General features: G+C 68.1%; 12 protein-coding genes and 2 rRNA genes. 11 read left to right on the top strand and 3 right to left on the bottom strand.

Going from position 1 to position 15169, the window contains the following annotated elements; all coding sequences use genetic code 11:
- The first annotated feature begins 26 nt into the window (after window positions 1–26).
- From FGW31_RS14990 to FGW31_RS14945, 10 genes are all read left to right on the top strand, one after another.
- Window positions 27–3148 (top strand): 23S ribosomal RNA (locus tag FGW31_RS14990).
- A gap of 84 nt (window positions 3149–3232) precedes the next feature.
- A 5S ribosomal RNA gene (gene rrf / locus FGW31_RS14985) occupies window positions 3233–3349 on the top strand.
- 61 nt (window positions 3350–3410) lie between these two features.
- On the top strand, window positions 3411–4061 hold the full coding sequence (locus FGW31_RS14980; RefSeq protein WP_142193904.1) for an HAD family hydrolase: 651 nt from the start codon (window positions 3411–3413) through the stop codon (window positions 4059–4061).
- Between the two features lie 60 nt (window positions 4062–4121).
- A complete protein-coding gene (locus tag FGW31_RS14975) occupies window positions 4122–5378 on the top strand; it encodes an MFS transporter (RefSeq protein WP_142193903.1) in 1257 nt (418 codons plus the stop codon).
- Window positions 5329–6501, top strand: coding sequence for an acetoin utilization protein AcuC (locus FGW31_RS14970; protein ID WP_142193902.1), 1173 nt, complete (start codon window positions 5329–5331; stop codon window positions 6499–6501). The genes FGW31_RS14975 and FGW31_RS14970 overlap by 50 nt, the downstream gene beginning before the upstream one ends.
- A 256-nt stretch (window positions 6502–6757) precedes the next feature.
- Window positions 6758–7573: a phosphatase gene (locus FGW31_RS14965; protein ID WP_142193901.1), complete on the top strand. Its 816-nt coding sequence runs from the start codon at window positions 6758–6760 to the stop codon at window positions 7571–7573.
- Window positions 7574–7702: 129 nt separating this feature from the next.
- Window positions 7703–7915, top strand: coding sequence for a helix-turn-helix domain-containing protein (locus tag FGW31_RS14960; RefSeq protein ID WP_004984898.1), 213 nt, complete (start codon window positions 7703–7705; stop codon window positions 7913–7915).
- Between the two features lie 154 nt (window positions 7916–8069).
- Window positions 8070–8168 (top strand): 30S ribosomal protein bS22, encoded by a 99-nt coding sequence (locus tag FGW31_RS14955; protein WP_003948845.1) that lies wholly within the window; start codon window positions 8070–8072, stop codon window positions 8166–8168.
- A 235-nt stretch (window positions 8169–8403) separates the two neighbouring features.
- Window positions 8404–9462, top strand: a complete 1059-nt coding sequence (locus tag FGW31_RS14950) for an NAD-dependent epimerase/dehydratase family protein (protein WP_142193900.1) — start codon at window positions 8404–8406, stop codon at window positions 9460–9462.
- A gap of 14 nt (window positions 9463–9476) precedes the next feature.
- Complete coding sequence (locus FGW31_RS14945) at window positions 9477–10577, top strand: lysophospholipid acyltransferase family protein (RefSeq protein WP_142193899.1); 1101 nt, start codon at window positions 9477–9479, stop codon at window positions 10575–10577.
- Window positions 10578–10728: 151 nt separating this feature from the next.
- On the opposite strand, the gene FGW31_RS14940 is transcribed toward FGW31_RS14945, so the two are convergent.
- The 3 genes from FGW31_RS14940 to FGW31_RS14930 form a co-directional block, all read right to left on the bottom strand.
- A complete protein-coding gene (locus tag FGW31_RS14940; protein WP_142193898.1) occupies window positions 10729–11967 on the bottom strand; it encodes a DUF5667 domain-containing protein in 1239 nt (412 codons plus the stop codon).
- A 270-nt stretch (window positions 11968–12237) separates the two neighbouring features.
- Complete coding sequence (locus tag FGW31_RS14935) at window positions 12238–13038, bottom strand: ECF subfamily RNA polymerase sigma factor, BldN family (protein WP_142193897.1); 801 nt, start codon at window positions 13036–13038, stop codon at window positions 12238–12240.
- A gap of 571 nt (window positions 13039–13609) precedes the next feature.
- Window positions 13610–14521, bottom strand: a complete 912-nt coding sequence (locus FGW31_RS14930) for an HAD family hydrolase (RefSeq protein ID WP_142193896.1) — start codon at window positions 14519–14521, stop codon at window positions 13610–13612.
- Window positions 14522–14626: 105 nt separating this feature from the next.
- Here FGW31_RS14930 and FGW31_RS14925 point away from each other — a divergent pair, with 105 nt between their 5' ends.
- On the top strand, window positions 14627–14914 hold the full coding sequence (locus FGW31_RS14925) for a glutaredoxin family protein (protein ID WP_142193895.1): 288 nt from the start codon (window positions 14627–14629) through the stop codon (window positions 14912–14914).
- Window positions 14915–15169: the final 255 nt, after the last annotated feature.

The raw sequence follows: 15169 nt of genomic DNA, 5'->3' as shown, positions 1-15169 counted from the left end.
ACTGCACAGTGGACGCGAGCATCTGTGGCCAAGTTTTTAAGGGCGCACGGTGGATGCCTTGGCACCAGGAACCGATGAAGGACGTGGGAGGCCACGATAGGCCCCGGGGAGTCGTCAACCAGGCTTTGATCCGGGGGTGTCCGAATGGGGAAACCCGGCAGTCGTCATGGGCTGTCACCCTTGCCTGAACACATAGGGCAAGTGGAGGGAACGCGGGGAAGTGAAACATCTCAGTACCCGCAGGAAGAGAAAACAACCGTGATTCCGGGAGTAGTGGCGAGCGAAACCGGATGAGGCTAAACCGTATACGTGTGAGACCCGGCAGGGGTTGCGTGTACGGGGTTGTGGGATCTCTCTTTCATGGTCTGCCGGCCATGAGACGAGTCAGAAACCGTTGATGTAGGCGAAGGACATGCGAAAGGTCCGGCGTAGAGGGTAAGACCCCCGTAGTCGAAACGTCAGCGGCTCGTTTGAGAGACACCCAAGTAGCACGGGGCCCGAGAAATCCCGTGTGAATCTGGCGGGACCACCCGCTAAGCCTAAATATTCCCTGGTGACCGATAGCGGATAGTACCGTGAGGGAATGGTGAAAAGTACCCCGGGAGGGGAGTGAAATAGTACCTGAAACCGTGTGCCTACAAGCCGTGGGAGCGTCGGGACAAGGCTTGCCTTGTTCTCGTGACTGCGTGCCTTTTGAAGAATGAGCCTGCGAGTTTGCGGTGTGTTGCGAGGTTAACCCGGGTGGGGTAGCCGTAGCGAAAGCGAGTCCGAATAGGGCGTTTTAGTAGCACGCTCAAGACCCGAAGCGGAGTGATCTAGCCATGGGCAGGTTGAAGCGGAGGTAAGACTTCGTGGAGGACCGAACCCACCAGGGTTGAAAACCTGGGGGATGACCTGTGGTTAGGGGTGAAAGGCCAATCAAACTCCGTGATAGCTGGTTCTCCCCGAAATGCATTTAGGTGCAGCGTCGTGTGTTTCTTGCCGGAGGTAGAGCACTGGATAGGCGATGGGCCCTACCGGGTTACTGACCTTAGCCAAACTCCGAATGCCGGTAAGTGAGAGCGCGGCAGTGAGACTGTGGGGGATAAGCTCCATGGTCGAGAGGGAAACAGCCCAGAGCATCGACTAAGGCCCCTAAGCGTACGCTAAGTGGGAAAGGATGTGGAGTCGCAGAGACAACCAGGAGGTTGGCTTAGAAGCAGCCACCCTTGAAAGAGTGCGTAATAGCTCACTGGTCTAGTGATTCCGCGCCGACAATGTAGCGGGGCTCAAGCGTACCGCCGAAGTCGTGTCATTCATACAACAGCCCCAACGGGTGTATGGATGGGTAGGGGAGCGTCGTGTGCCGGGTGAAGCAGCACCGGAAGGTAGTTGTGGACGGTTCACGAGTGAGAATGCAGGCATGAGTAGCGATACAAACGTGAGAAACGTTTGCGCCGATTGACTAAGGGTTCCTGGGTCAAGCTGATCTGCCCAGGGTAAGTCGGGACCTAAGGCGAGGCCGACAGGCGTAGTCGATGGATAACCGGTTGATATTCCGGTACCCGCTGTGAAGCGTCAAACATCGAATCCAGTGATGCTAAGCCCGTGAAGCCGTCGGCTGAGTCTTCGGACGAGGTCGGAGTGGTGGAGCCGGTGACCCGAGCTGGTAGTAGGTGAGTGATGGGGTGACGCAGGAAGGTAGTCCATCCCGGGCGGTGGTTGTCCCGGGGTAAGGGTGTAGGACGTCAGGTAGGTAAATCCGCCTGGCAATAGTCTGAGACCTGATGCCGAGCCGATTGTGGTGAAGTGGATGATCCTATGCTGTCGAGAAAAGCCTCTAGCGAGTTTCATGGCGGCCCGTACCCTAAACCGACTCAGGTGGTCAGGTAGAGAATACCGAGGCGTTCGGGTGAACTATGGTTAAGGAACTCGGCAAAATGCCCCCGTAACTTCGGGAGAAGGGGGGCCATTCCTGGTGATGATCTTTTCGGTCTGAGCTGGGGGTGGCCGCAGAGACCAGCGAGAAGCGACTGTTTACTAAAAACACAGGTCCGTGCGAAGCCGTAAGGCGATGTATACGGACTGACGCCTGCCCGGTGCTGGAACGTTAAGGGGACCGGTTAGCTGGCTTTCGGGCCGGCGAAGCTGAGAACTTAAGCGCCAGTAAACGGCGGTGGTAACTATAACCATCCTAAGGTAGCGAAATTCCTTGTCGGGTAAGTTCCGACCTGCACGAATGGCGTAACGACTTCTCGACTGTCTCAACCATAGGCCCGGTGAAATTGCACTACGAGTAAAGATGCTCGTTTCGCGCAGCAGGACGGAAAGACCCCGGGACCTTTACTACAGTTTGATATTGGTGTTCGGTTCGGCTTGTGTAGGATAGCTGGGAGACTTTGAAGCTCGGACGCCAGTTCGGGTGGAGTCGTCGTTGAAATACCAGTCTGGTCGTGCTGGATGTCTAACCTGGGTCCGTGATCCGGATCAGGGACAGTGTCTGATGGGTAGTTTAACTGGGGCGGTTGCCTCCTAAAGGGTAACGGAGGCGCCCAAAGGTTCCCTCAGCCTGGTTGGCAATCAGGTGTTGAGTGTAAGTGCACAAGGGAGCTTGACTGTGAGACCGACGGGTCGAGCAGGGACGAAAGTCGGGACTAGTGATCCGGCGGTGGCTTGTGGAAGCGCCGTCGCTCAACGGATAAAAGGTACCCCGGGGATAACAGGCTGATCTTCCCCAAGAGTCCATATCGACGGGATGGTTTGGCACCTCGATGTCGGCTCGTCGCATCCTGGGGCTGGAGTCGGTCCCAAGGGTTGGGCTGTTCGCCCATTAAAGCGGTACGCGAGCTGGGTTTAGAACGTCGTGAGACAGTTCGGTCCCTATCCGCTGTGCGCGTAGGAGTCTTGAGAAGGGCTGTCCCTAGTACGAGAGGACCGGGACGGACGAACCTCTGGTGTGCCAGTTGTTCTGCCAAGGGCATGGCTGGTTGGCTACGTTCGGGAGGGATAACCGCTGAAAGCATCTAAGCGGGAAGCCTGCTTCGAGATGAGGACTCCCACCCACTTGATGGGGTAAGGCTCCCAGTAGACGACTGGGTTGATAGGCCGGATATGGAAGCACGGTAACGTGTGGAGTTGACCGGTACTAATAGGCCGAGGGCTTGTCCTCAGTTGCTCGCGTCCACTGTGTTGGTTCTGAAACCACGAACAACCCCATGTGCCACACATGGTGCGGTTGTCAGTTTCATAGTGTTTCGGTGGTCATAGCGTAGGGGAAACGCCCGGTTACATTCCGAACCCGGAAGCTAAGCCTTACAGCGCCGATGGTACTGCAGGGGGGACCCTGTGGGAGAGTAGGACGCCGCCGAACATTTTTTGTGGAAAACCCCGCACCGGGCCGGTGCGGGGTTTTCTGCGTTTAGGGTCGAGGCATGCGCTATGACCTCGTCATCTTCGACAACGACGGAGTGCTCGTCGACAGCGAACCGATTTCGAATCGCCTCCTCGCCGCCTATCTCACCGAGCTGGGCCACCCGACGTCGTACGACGACTCGATTCGCGACTACATGGGCTCCGCAATGCACCGCGTGCACGACCTGGTCGCGGAGCGGACCGGGCGGCGGCTGCCGGCGGACTTCGACGATGTGTTCCACGCCCGGGTCTTCGCCGCGTTCGAGCGGGAGCTGAAGGCGGTCGCCGGGGCCATGGACGTACTCGGGAAACTGGCCGCGGACGAGGTGCCGTACTGCGTGGCGTCGTCGGGGAGCCATGAGCGGATCCGGGTCGGACACCGGACGACAGGGCTCGACCGGTGGTTCGACGACGGGCGGATCTTCAGCTCGCAGGACGTGGGACGGGGCAAGCCAGCACCGGACCTGTTCCTGTACGCGGCCCGGCGGATGGGCGTGGCGCCGGAACGGTGCGTGGTCGTCGAGGACAGCCCGCTCGGCGTGCAGGCGGCGGTCGCCGCCGGCATGGACGTGTACGGGTTCACGGCCATGACCCCCGCCGAGCGACTCAACGGGGCCACACGACTCTTCGACGACATGCGTGAGTTGACCACACTCCTCGCCGGGAACTGAACACAATTCAGCTTTGACCGGATCTACCCACCGGTACCCCCGAGCCCTACGCTCGCCGCCATGACCGATGTGCTGCGGCGCGGCCGGGGCTCGCTGGCGTTCGGCTTCCTCGTGCAGGGCGTCACCTTCGCCCTGCTCGTGACGCGGATCCCGGCCGTCCAGGACCGGTACGGGGTGTCCGACGCGCTGCTGCCCGTGTTCCTCGCCGCCGTCCCCGTGCTGGCCGGCATCGGCAGCGTGACGACGGAGCGACTGGTGCGGCGGATCCCACCGAGCCGGGTGCTGCGCTGGTCGCAGCCGGTGGTGCTGCTGGCGCTGCTCGGCGTCGGCGCCGGGCGGCACATGGCCGTCCTCGCCGTGGCGCTGGCCGCGTTCGGGCTGGCCGTGGGAGCACTGGACGCGTCGATGAACATGCTCGGCGTGAGCCTGCAACGGGCGTACGGGCGCAGCATCATGCTTGGTTTCCATGCCGCGTACAGCCTGGGCGGGATCGTCGGGGCGTCGCTGGCCTGGGCGGGGGCGCGCTGGGAGCAGGCGCTGTGGGTGTCGTATCTGCCGGTGGTGCTGGTGCTGCTGCCGGCCGCGCTGATCGGGAGCCGCTGGTACGTCGACGGGGACGGGGCGACGGCGGTGGACGGCGGCAAGAGCACCGGCGCGGAAGGGGCCGGGCGGGCGGGTGAGAGGGGCGGTGCCGTCGGGTGGCTGCTGCCGCTGTGCCTGGTGATGACGGTGGCGTACATCGGGGACTCGACGGTGTCCAACTGGAGCGCGAAGTACCTCCAGGACGTGCTGGGCAGTTCGGAGCAGCTGGCGACCGTCCCCTACAACGTGTACATGGTCACCACGCTGGTGGGGCGGGCGGTCGGGGACGGCGCGGTGCGGCGGTTCGGGGCCGTGGCGGTGGTGCGGGCCGGGTCGGTGGTCGCGGCGGCGGGGTTCGCGGTGGTGGCCGGGGCGCCCGGCGCGTGGGTGGGGATGCTGGGGTTCACGCTGCTGGGCCTCGGGCTGTGCGTGCTGGTGCCGCAGACCTTCGCGGCGGCCGGACGACGGGCCCACGACAGCGGCCGGCCCGGCGCTGCGGAGGCGGCCGTGGCGCGGCTGAACGTCTTCAACTATGTGGGCTTCCTGGTCGGTTCGCCGTTGGTCGGGGCGCTCGGCGACGCCTGGAGCTACCGCGGGGCCATGCTCGTGCCCATGGTGTTGGTGCTGGTGACGCTCGTGTACGCCAGGTCGTTCGAGAGTGAACCGGACCGATACGGTGGCGTTCATGAGCGGCCGCGCACAGCTGATGTGGGACGAGGCAGTAACGGGCTATGACTTCGGCCGGGACCATCCCATGGACCCGGTCCGGCTCGCCCTGACCCGGAGTCTGGTCGGTGCCCTCGGGCTCGACCGCGAGGTGGAGGTGGTCGCCGCGAAGGCGGCCGGCGAGTCGACGCTGCGGCTCGTCCACCGGGAGGACTACATCGAGGCGGTGAAGGCCGCCTCGGCGGACCCGGCGGCCGCGGACCAGTCGTACGGCCTGGGGACGGTGGACGATCCGGCGTTCGCCGGGATGCACGAGGTGTCCGCGCTGATCGCCGGGCAGTCGGTGGGCGCGGCGGAGGCCGTGTGGCGGGGGGACGCGCTGCACGCCGTGAACTTCGCGGGCGGGCTGCACCACGCGATGCCGGGCGCCGCCTCCGGGTTCTGCGTGTACAACGACGCGTCGCTGGCCATCGCCCGGCTGCTGGAGCTCGGTGCCGAGCGGGTCGCGTACATCGACGTCGACGTGCACCACGGGGACGGGGTGCAGGCGGCGTTCTGGGAGGACCCGCGGGTGCTGACGATCTCGCTGCACGAGCATCCGCGCACCCTGTTCCCGCAGACCGGCTGGCCGGAGGAGACGGGCGCGCCCGGCGCGGAGGGCGGCGCGGTCAACGTGGCCCTGCCGGCCGGGACCGGGGACGCCGGATGGCTGCGGGCGTTCCACTCCGTCGTACCGGAGCTGATCGCGGACTTCCGGCCCCAGGTGCTGGTGACGCAGCACGGCGCCGACACCCACTTCGAGGACCCGCTGGCGCACCTGGCCGTGTCGCTGGACGCGCAGCGGGCGGTGCAGGTGGCCTGTCACGAACTGGCGCACGCGCACGCCGACGGGCGGTGGGTCGCGCTGGGCGGCGGGGGTTACGCGGTGGTGGAGGTCGTCCCGCGGTCCTGGACCCACCTCGTCGGCATCGCGGCCGAGCGGCCGGTGGAGCCCACGACGATGATCCCGGAGGGCTGGCGACAGGAGGTCTACGCCCGGACCCGGCAGCCGGCGCCGCGGCGGATGACCGACGGACGGTGGCCGGTGTCCTGGGCCGCCTGGGACGAGGGCTACGACCCGGCGGACCGGCTGGACCAGGCGATCCTCGCGACCCGGCGCGCGGTGTTCCCGCAGCGGGGACTGCTGCCGTAGCCGCGCGACGGGGCTGTCCGTACGGTCCACGGGAGCGGGTGGGCAGCCTGTACCGCTGACGGCTGACGGCTGACGGCTGACGGCTGACGGCTGACGGCTGACGGTGGACGGCTGGCGGGCGCGGGCGCGGGTGGGCCGTCTGTGTGCCTGTGGGGCCGGGTGCTGGTGGGGCCGCGTGTGCGGTTGTTACGCCGACTGTGCGGTAGTTCCCCGTTCCGGCGGTGGCCCGGCCCGTCGTCGCGTCACCATCGCTTCCGTGCTGACCACCGCCGCCCTCCGCGCGCATCTCCTGACCGCCCGGCTCGCCGGGGTCGTGGGCACCACCCGGGAGGAGAGCCTGCGCAGCTACCGGCTGTTCGCCGCCCGGGACCCCCGCGTCCTGATCGGGCTGGACCCCGAATGGGTATGGGGAGAGCGTAAGTTGATCGCTTTGATGGCGGACAGGTGCGGAGTTTCGGCCGACCCTGGGCATGTCTCCGGCCATGATGTGATCGACCCCGAGCGGACCCTGGCTGCGCTGGACGCCTGTGCGGAGCGGCTGGCGAGTGCCGCCCGGCGTCGGGTGCCGGTCCTCCTCGGCACCGGTCACCCGCACCGGCTGCTCGGTTTCTACGCCGCGCTGGCAGACGCCTTGTCGGCGGCGGGATGTGCCGTACTCACCCCGGCGCATGGTCGCTGTGTCGACATAACGACCCGGTTCGGTCTACGCACGTACAACCTCGACTACGTACGGGGGGTCGGCCTCGTCCGGGATGCCGGGCCGGAACGCTCCGGTGGTGAGCCCGGCGCACACACGCACTCCCCGCTGCCGGTTCGGGTCGCGCTCACCGCCGCGGCCGAGGCCGGCGGGCCGCTTCCCGGGCTGGTGATCGGAGACCACGGCTGGCTCTGCGGTGCAGGTCAGCTGGGGTTCGAGGCGGTCGGGCCGGCCGATGTGAACGACCCCGCCCCGTTTGTCGGCCAGGCCGAGGGCGCGGTGTCCGTCGTCGTTCCGCTTGACGACGGGGTGCGGGCCGGTGACTACCTGCCGCTGACCCGCTACGTACTCAATCGAGCGTGTCTGTCACGGTAGGCCGTTGATGGGTGCACCTCTTCCCCACTCGCATCACCCGCCCCTACATTGGGGAGTGAGCACGCAGCGACGAAGAGTCACCGGAAGGGGAAGCCGGTGGCCGTCGAGTGCGGAAGGTTCAGGTGTGTCATGGCTGCAGCTGGCGAGAGGCCTCTGAACGAGGTTCAGTTCCTTACCGTGGCGGAAGTCGCCTCGGTGATGCGAGTGTCGAAGATGACCGTGTACCGCCTGGTGCACAGCGGTCATCTGCCCGCGATCCGGGTGGGGCGGTCCTTCCGCGTCCCGGAGCAAGCGGTTCACGAGTACCTCCGCGAGAGCTATGTGGGGGTGGAAACCGCCTGACGGCGGCCCGGGGAGACCCGTACAGGGCACTCATGGGCCTCCCCGGGCACCTCGATTACGACCTCAGCGCTCGGGCGGGTAGGCTAGCCCCTCGTAGGTCGTGTGGGCCCATGGCGCCCAAACACCGAGTGATGAGAAGTGAGCGAGGGTAGTCGTGGGCTCTGTTATCAAGAAGCGGCGCAAGCGGATGGCCAAGAAGAAGCACCGCAAGCTGCTCAAGCGCACGCGCGTCCAGCGTCGCAACAAGAAGTAAGCGACAGCGCGAGAGCGTGTCCAGTGGCCCCCCACCGCATTCCGGTGGGGGGCCACTGCCGTGTTCGGGGTGTGCGGGCGGCGCGCGGGGTGACTCGCGTGGAGGGGCCACCGTCGGTCGGTGATGCGCGCCAACGCGGCACGGTCGTCACTTCCCGCAGCGGGTGGATGTCACAGAGCGACGGTGAACCGATAGGTTGGCCGTCGGGACGAGGGCGAGAAGGAAGGCGCTGATCTTGGGAAAGGTCGTGCTCGTGACCGGAGTGGCCCGTCAGCTGGGAGGCCGCTTCGTCCGGCGGATCCAGCGTGATCCCGAGGTGGACCGGGTGGTCGCCGTGGACGCGGTCCCGCCCGAGCACCACCTGGGCGGCGCGGACTTCGTCCAGGCGGACATCCGTCAGCCCACCATCGCCCGCGTGCTCGCCGAGTCCGGCGCCGACACCGTCGTCCACCTCGACGTCACCGGGACGCCGCTCGGCAGCGGCAGCCGGGCCGCGCTCAAGGAGACCAACGTCATCGGCACCATGCAGCTGCTGGGTGCCTGCCAGAAGTCCCCGAACATCAGACGGCTGGTCGTCAAGTCCAGTACGAACGTCTACGGTTCCGCGCCCCGTGACCCCGCGGTGTTCACCGAGACGACGCCGCCCAAGTCCCTGCCCAGCGGCGGCTTCGCGAAGGACACGGTGGAGGTAGAGGGCTATGTGCGCGGGTTCGCGCGGCGCCGCCCGGACGTCGCGGTGTGCGTGCTGCGGTTCGCCAACATCCTGGGCCCGGCGGCGGACAGCCCGCTCGCCTCGTACTTCGCGCTGCCGGTGCTGCCGACCGTGTTCGGCTACGACCCGCGGCTGCAGTTCGTGCACGAGGACGACGTGGTCGAGGTGCTGCGGATCGGCTCGCACGAGCCGCGGCGCGGCACGCTCAACAGCGGCACCTTCAACATCGCGGGCGACGGTGTGCTGCTGCTCTCCCAGTGCTCGCGGCGGCTCGGCCGGCCCACCGTGCCGCTGCTGCTTCCCGCGGTCACCTGGGCGGGGTCGGTGGTGCGTACGCTGGGGATGACGGACTTCTCGCCCGAGCAGATCCGGCTGCTCACTCACGGGCGGGTGGTGGCGACGGACCAGATGCGGGAGACGCTGGGTTTCACCCCGAAGTACACGACTGCCGAAACGTTTGCGGAGTTCGTGCGCAGTCGTGGTCCCGGGCTGCTTCCGCCGGAGACCCTCGAGAGGGCCGTCGACCGGCTCGCCGCGCTGCCCCTGCCGGGCAGCGGTCACCCGACGCACAGCGCCAACTGAGGAGCGCAGCAACGATGGCGGACGCCAAGGTCATTCCGTTCGACGACGACCACCGCTCCCGCGGCGGTGCCGCGCAGCGCCCGGCGCGCCGCCGGGGTGCGGGGGGCCGGCGGCAGGGCGGCGCGCAGCCCGCGGCGGTGGGGGACGTCCAGCCGCTGCCGGGTGTGGCGTCCGCGCGGGAGGACGAGCCGGTGACCGCCGCGGCGGAACAGCCGCGGGAACGGGCCGGTGACGGGCCCGGCGAGGGCTCCGGTGGCGGTGCCGGTTCCGGTGACGGCACGCTGGAGCGGCGGGTCGCGAGCGGTCTGGCGTTTCTGCGCCGCCGGCTCACCGGCGACTACGAGGTCGACGACTTCGGCTACGACGAGGAACTCACCGACCAGGTCCTGATGTCCCTGCTGCGGCCGGTGTACGAGAAGTACTTCCGGGTCGAGGTGAAGGGCATGGAGAACATCCCGTCGGAGGGCGGGGCGCTGATCGTCGCCAACCATTCGGGGACGGTGCCGGTGGACGGCCTGATGATGCAGGTGGCGGTCCACGACCATCATCCGGCCGGGCGTCATCTGCGGCTGCTCGCGGCGGACCTGGTGTTCATGCTGCCGGTCGTCAACGAGCTGGCCCGCAAGCTCGGGCACACCCTGGCCTGCGCGGAGGACGCCGAGCGTCTCCTCGGTCAGGGTGAGCTGGTCGGGGTGATGCCGGAGGGGTTCAAGGGCATCGGGAAGCCGTTCGGCGAGCGGTACAAGCTGCAGCGGTTCGGGCGGGGCGGGTTCGTGTCCACGGCGCTGCGGCAGCGGGCGCCGATCATTCCGTGTTCGATCGTCGGGGCCGAGGAGATCTACCCGATGATCGGCAACGCGAAGACGCTGGCGCGGCTGCTGGGCTTTCCGTACTTCCCGTTGACGCCGACGTTTCCGTGGCTGGGGCCGCTGGGGGCGGTTCCGCTGCCGACGAAGTGGACGATCCAGTTCGGTGAGCCGATCCCGACGGACGGCTATCCGCCGGAGGCGGCGGAGGACCCGATGCTGATGTTCAACCTGACCGACCAGGTCAGGGAGCAGATCCAGCACACGTTGTACAAGCTGCTGGTCCAGCGGCGGTCGGTGTTCTTCTAGCGACCAGCGACCAGCTACCAGCTACCAGCGCTGGTGACCGGCGACCAGCGCTGGTGACTGGTGACTGGCGGCCAGTGTCCGGCGAGGCTGTGGGCGCCCCTTTCGCCGAGGGGCGCCCACAGGTTCTTGTCGCTTTGCCGGTCCTCGCGTCCTACTCCTCTTCCTCGCCGTCGATGCCGAGACCCGGGAGCAGTCCGGGCAGGAGCGGCGGGAGGGTGACGTCGGGCGCGGGGGGCTGGGTGACGGCGCCGGAGGGTGGCGGCGAGGTGTGGGTGCCGTCCTCCTCAGGCGGGTTGAGCAGGCCGCCGGTGTTGCCGCCGAGCAGGCCGTCGTCCGCCTGGTCCGGGTCGGCGGAGCCGGACGGTCCGCTGCTGCTGGTGCTGCTCTCGCCGGAGTGGCCGGTGCCGGGGGACTGGGCGGGGTCGGTGGCGGACGGGTTTCCGGGCGCGGATTCGGCGCCGCTGCCGCCGGTGCCGTCGTCGCCGTCGCGGGCCGGGGGCTGGGGGAGCAGGGACTGCAGCGGGGCGACGTCTTCGTCTATGGCGTCGAACACCGACGAGACCTGCTCGCTCACGTCGCCGAGCTGCACGGGCAGGCTGTCGCGCAGGGAGCCCCAGGTCTGGCGGTGTGCGTGGGAGAAGGACGACAGCGCCTGGATGGGGCCGAGGGAGTCGGGGTCGCGCTCGTACGCCTGGCGCAGCAGGCGGTGGCCCTCGGAGGCGTCGTGCCGCATCCCGGACAGGGCGCGGCGGACCTCGTGGAGGGACTCGTGGTCGAGGGGGCCGCTGCGTCCGCGCTCCATCAGCCGGCGGGCTTCGTTGAGGCGGGTGGAGGCGTTGTCGAGGTAGACCCGGCCCCGCTCGTCGTTGCCGTCGGCGAGGCCGAGTTTGACGTCCTCGATGCCGCGCTTGAGGCCGTAGAGGGAGTCGCCGGGCAGTGCGTCGGTGCTGGCGGCGGCGACTCCGCCGAGGGCGCCGGCGGCGACTCCGACGGTGAGTCCGCCCGCGGTGAGCCCTTTGGCCAGCCGTGAGCGCGGCCGGAGTTTGCTCAGGCGGGTCGCGCGGTGCGCGCCGCGGGCCCGGCGCGAGCGCTGTTCGGGTACGGCCTGATCCATCGCCTCGCCCGCTGCGGTGCCCTCCTGGAGCATGGCCTCGAACGCGGCCACCAGTTGGGCCCGCTGGACGACCTTGACCTCGGGATCCAGTTCCGGCTTGGGCAGCGCGCCGAGGTCGGAGGCCAGCGAGAGCAGCTTGTCCCGCTCGGTCTCCGCGGCGGCCGGGGCCGGTGCCGTTCCTTCGGACTGCTCGGCCGCCGTGCCCCGGTCGGACTGTTCCTCCAGGGCCTGGGCGAAGGCGTTCGCCCGCCGGTGCGCCGATACGTTCGCGATCACTGGCGGCACCTCCTCTCGTCATGACGGTCGACTCCCCAGGGGGTCCTGAGGGTTCCCGTCCTGACCACAGCCACACGATCGAGTGATCGAAGTCGGTCAGGGGGTGACCACAGGGAGCCTGTATCCCGCACAACGACTGGCGCGGCACTTGGGTTACGGACGCCGTATGACCGAATGAGGAAGCCAACCGGGTTTCACGCACCGTGAGTTGGCTGTCGCGGAGCGTGCTGCGATCGGTTGGCGTCTTCGGTCGGGCCGGGCGTTACCGGCTCAGCGGGCGTCTTCGGGGAGGAGCCGGGCGAGGGTGCGGACGGCCCGGTACTGGAGGGTCTTGATGGCGCCCTCGTTCTTGCCCATCACGCGGGCCGTCTCGGCGACGGACAGGCCCTGGAGAAATCGGAGCGTGACGCACTCCTGCTGTTGGGGGTTGAGTCGTCGTACGGCATCGAGGAGGGCTGCGTTGGACAGGGACTCGAGAACGGAATCCTCGGGGGAGCGTTCGACCTCGTTGGCGTCGAGCATTTCCCCGGTGGTGACCTCCAGGCGGAAGCGGCTGGACTTGAAGTGGTCGGCGACGAGGTTGCGGGCGATGGTCACCAGCCAGGCGCCGAAGTCGCGGCCCTGCCAGGTGAAGGTGCCGATACGGCGCAGCGCCCGCAGGAAGGTCTCGCTGGTGAGGTCCTCGGCGGTCGCCTTGCTGCCGACGCGGTAGTAGATGTACCGGTACACGGTGTCGCTGTACTGGTCGTAGAGCCGTCCGAAGGCTTCGGCCTCGCCGGCCTGGGCGCGCTCGACGAGGTCCATCATCCGGGCGCTGTCGCTGTCGGCGGCGGGACGGCGGGCGGCGGTGGCGGCACCGGAGGGGCGCCCTCGTCTGGCGACCGCGGCGGTGCCGTCGGCGAGGGCGTAGCACGGGCCGGCAGGGGCGTGGCACGGGCCGGCGAGGGCGGTGGCGAATGCGGGGACGGTGTGCGCGGCGGGGACGATGCCGCACACCATGTCTCGGGCTGTCGCGACTGCCGCGCGCAGCGTAGCCAGGCCCGAGGCGTCAACCCCGACGTGTGGGTACACGGGACTCCCAGAGGCAGAGCTTCCATCACGTGCAGTGCGGGACCATTCACCCGTCGTAGCGATGGGTGGGTACCGGATTGCGTCTGAGGAGAATAACGCTTCGTACAGGCTCTGCTACACCGAGTTGCTCAAATCACCGGTTACGTCGCTTCTGTAACCGGTTGACGTGCGATCAAGTTGCGTTTGTTGACCGGGTGTTGATCGATAAGTTTCGTATCCGGGTTTGGTCCAGGCCGAGTTGTGGCCGTGTCCAGCCAACGGGACTGGACAGGGGGGTTGCGGGGTAAGGCAGTTGGATTGGGCGTGTTTGCGGGCGGGATGGACGGTTCGGTCCGTGTCGGTCAGCGTGCGGCCGTACGCGTGTGCGCGGCGCCCGTGTTGACCCGTTGACCGGCGCCGGAGCGGCGCCGGAGCGGCGCCGGAGCGGCGCCGAAGCGGGACCGGGGCAGAGCGGGAGCGGAGCCGGAGCGGGGCGGCCGGGCGGAGACGGAGCGGGGCGGCCGGGCGGGGACGGAGCGGCGCCGGGCGCAGCGCCCGTGCCCGGCGCTCGACGGTGTGTGCGCCCCGGCGCTCAGCGGCGTTTGCGGTGGAGGGCGATGGCGGCCGCCGTGCCGCCGGCGACCGCGCCGACGCCCGCCGCCGCGGGGATGCCGACCTTCGCCGCCTTGCGGCCGGTGCGGTAGTCGCGCAGCCGCCAGTCCATGCGGCGTGCGTGCTTGCGGAGCTTGGCGTCCGGGTTGATGGCGTAGGGGTGGCCCACCAGGGACAGCATCGGGATGTCGTTGTGCGAGTCGCTGTAGGCCGCGCAGCGGCCCAGGTCCAGCTCCTCCGCCAGGGCCAGCGCGCGGACCGCCTCCGCCTTCGCGGGGCCGTGCAGCGGCTCGCCCACCAGTTTGCCGGTGTACACGCCGTCGACCGACTCGGCGACCGTGCCCAGCGCTCCGGTCAGCCCCAGCCGGCGGGCGATCACCGTGGCGATCTCCACCGGCGCCGCCGTCACCAGCCACACCCGCTGGCCGGCGTCGAGGTGCGCCTGCGCCAGTGCCCGGGTCCCGGGCCAGATCCGCTCGGCCATGTACTCGTCGTAGATCTCCTCGCCGATGGACTGCAGCTCGGAGACGCGGTGGCCCTGGACGATGGAGAGGGCCGAGTCGCGGGCGTCCTGCATGTGCTCGGGGTCCTCGACGCCGGCCAGCCGGAACCACGCCTGCTGCCAGGCGAAGCGGGCGAGGTCGCGGGTGTCGAAGAACTTCCGCTTGTACAGGCCCCGCCCGAAGTGGAACAGGGCCGCGCCCTGCATCACGGTGTTGTCCAGGTCGAAGAACGCGGCGGCCCGTTCATCGCCCGGTACCGGGAATTCCGGTTCGCGTTCGGGAACGTCCCGGGTGGATTTGCGTGCTGCCTCCGCCGAGGCCTCGCCTGCCAACACGCTCCGCGCCGTGGCGGAACGCCTACGGGGAGTGAGCCATCCTAGAGCGGCCATGGCGTGAGCATAGCCATTCCGTCCGGCCGTTCCGGAGCCGAGAGGTTCGGGCGTCGTGAACTTCACGGGTCCACGCCGTTAAGGCGCGCGACAAGGCGCGCGACAATGGCCGACATGAGCCCTCTCTTCCGTCGCAGCGACCCGCCCGCCTCGCAGGACCGGCTCGTCACCCTGGTGCGCAAGCCCGGCTGCCATCTGTGCGACGACGCGCAGGTGGTGGTGGAGAAGGTGTGCGCGGAGCTCGGGGTCCGGTGGGAGCAGAAGGACATCACCGAGGACCGCGAGCTGTACGAGAAGTACTGGGAGCAGATCCCCGTGGTGCTGGTCGACGGGGCGCAGCACACCTTCTGGCGCGTGAACGAGGACCGCCTCCGCAGGGCCCTCACCGGGTGACTCCGGCCGACTGACCGGCCAGTCCAAAGCGGGCCGAAAGTCGCTTAGGATCGATGGTGGCTTGGTCTCGGGGGCGGGATTCACAGAGGAGAGTGTGCGGTTTTGCCCCCAGAAGACAAGGAACGGTGGCGCGCGTGCCACGGTTCCTCACAACTGCGCCAGGGCCGCGTGACCCCGGTCACGTTGGCCGGGCAAATCGGACACAATCTTTGTGCACGCGTTCACAAAGGCATAGCCTGCATTCGACGGGGCGGT

Origin of the sequence: Streptomyces calvus (genome assembly GCF_006782915.1) — a bacterium.
In the GTDB taxonomy this organism is placed as follows: Bacteria; Actinomycetota; Actinomycetes; order Streptomycetales; family Streptomycetaceae; genus Streptomyces; species Streptomyces calvus.
Note: the sequence above shows the minus strand (reverse complement) of the source record. Positions and strands in the feature narration are given on the sequence as shown.

Excerpts from the sequence above, each read along its gene's own strand:
- FGW31_RS14975 (WP_142193903.1), top strand. The coding sequence starts at position 4,122 with ATGACCGATGTGCTGCGGCGCGGCCGGGGCTCGCTGGCGTTCGGCTTC.
- FGW31_RS14970 (WP_142193902.1), top strand. The coding sequence starts at position 5,329 with ATGAGCGGCCGCGCACAGCTGATGTGGGACGAGGCAGTAACGGGCTAT.
- FGW31_RS14945 (WP_142193899.1), top strand. The coding sequence starts at position 9,477 with ATGGCGGACGCCAAGGTCATTCCGTTCGACGACGACCACCGCTCCCGC.
- FGW31_RS14925 (WP_142193895.1), top strand. The coding sequence starts at position 14,627 with ATGGCCGACATGAGCCCTCTCTTCCGTCGCAGCGACCCGCCCGCCTCG.
- FGW31_RS14980 (WP_142193904.1), top strand. The coding sequence starts at position 3,411 with ATGCGCTATGACCTCGTCATCTTCGACAACGACGGAGTGCTCGTCGAC.
- FGW31_RS14960 (WP_004984898.1), top strand. The coding sequence starts at position 7,703 with ATGGCTGCAGCTGGCGAGAGGCCTCTGAACGAGGTTCAGTTCCTTACC.
- FGW31_RS14930 (WP_142193896.1), bottom strand. The coding sequence starts at position 14,521 with ATGGCCGCTCTAGGATGGCTCACTCCCCGTAGGCGTTCCGCCACGGCG.